A 1,171-nucleotide genomic window follows, 5' to 3' on the forward strand; every position below is an offset into this window, starting at 1 on the left:
TAGGTTATCGACGATAAGAAAAGCAGATAAGGTAGTAGTATTAAAAGATGGAGAAATAATAGGAGAAGGAACACACAACGAATTAATAGAAAGTTCTCCTGTTTACAAAGAGATCATCGAAAGTCAGTTGATTGTGTGAAAATCTCAAATGGAGTGATTCTAAGTGATAAGTAATTTTTTTTCTTCCAATACAAAAAGGCTATTTAAATATTCGAAAAAATATCAGAAAAAGGTTCGCAATATATTTGCTTTTTTCTTATCCGTAGAAATACTTCTTCTTATCCAACCTTTTGTTTTAAGATACCTAATTGACGATGTAATGATGCAAAGTAATTTTTCTCTTTTATTACCTATAATAATGTTATACTTGTTACTTGTAATAGGGCATATTACTCTCAATTTTTTTGCAAACTATTATATTATGAGTTACGGAGCAGATGTAATAAAGAACGAGCAACTTATTTTATACGAAAAACTTCAAAAGGCGCCCCCAATTTTTTTAAATTTTAAGATTGGAGATATATTAGCTCGTTTAACTTCTGATTTAGAATATATCTCTAACTTTTTAGTCATGACAAAACCTTCTATTATTATAAATATTATTCAATTTGGTCGTGTTTCTCTTATTTTATTTCTCTTTAATTGGCCGCTCGCACTGCTAACCTATGCTACAATTCCAATATATTTTTGGATATTGAAACATTTCAAAACTAAATTAATGGAAACCTCAAAAGAAGAAAGAAAAGGTTACAGTAAAGTCATGGAAAGTTTGAGAGAAAAGATAGAAAATGTAAATACAATCAAGCTTTACAAAAAAGAAGAATTCTTTCAACAAAAGCTAAAAGTAGAAATAAAGGAATGGAGCGAAAATAAAAAACAATATGTGTGGAGTGAAGTAAGTTTAAATAGAGGATTGATATTTATTTCTGCTATCATGACTCCAATTATCTTAGGTTTTGGTGGATACATGGTAATGAAAGGCATACTTACGTTGGGAACCTTAATAGCTTTTTTGGGTGTCTCACAGGGGTTATATGGACCGTTAAATTTGATTAGTGGTCAATTAGCAACTTTACAACAAGCAGACACACTCTCACAAAGATTCTTTGAAATATTCGATCTCCCAGAAGAAGAAAGCGAAGGAATTTATTCTTTACCTAAAAATTATGAC

At 29.8% G+C, this 1,171-nt stretch carries 1 protein-coding gene and 1 pseudogene; both read left to right on the forward strand.

Features of this window, described 5'->3' with window-relative positions; translation table 11 throughout:
* A pseudogene (locus PW5551_RS10895) lies at positions 1–139 on the forward strand (ABC transporter ATP-binding protein); the annotation flags it as partial.
* 24 nt (positions 140–163) lie between these two features.
* A partial coding sequence (locus PW5551_RS10075) for an ABC transporter ATP-binding protein (protein ID WP_146738354.1) occupies positions 164–1,171 on the forward strand: 1,008 nt, incomplete at its 3' end.

Origin of the sequence: Petrotoga sp. 9PW.55.5.1 (assembly GCF_003265365.1) — a bacterium.
In the GTDB taxonomy this organism is placed as follows: domain Bacteria; phylum Thermotogota; class Thermotogae; order Petrotogales; family Petrotogaceae; genus Petrotoga.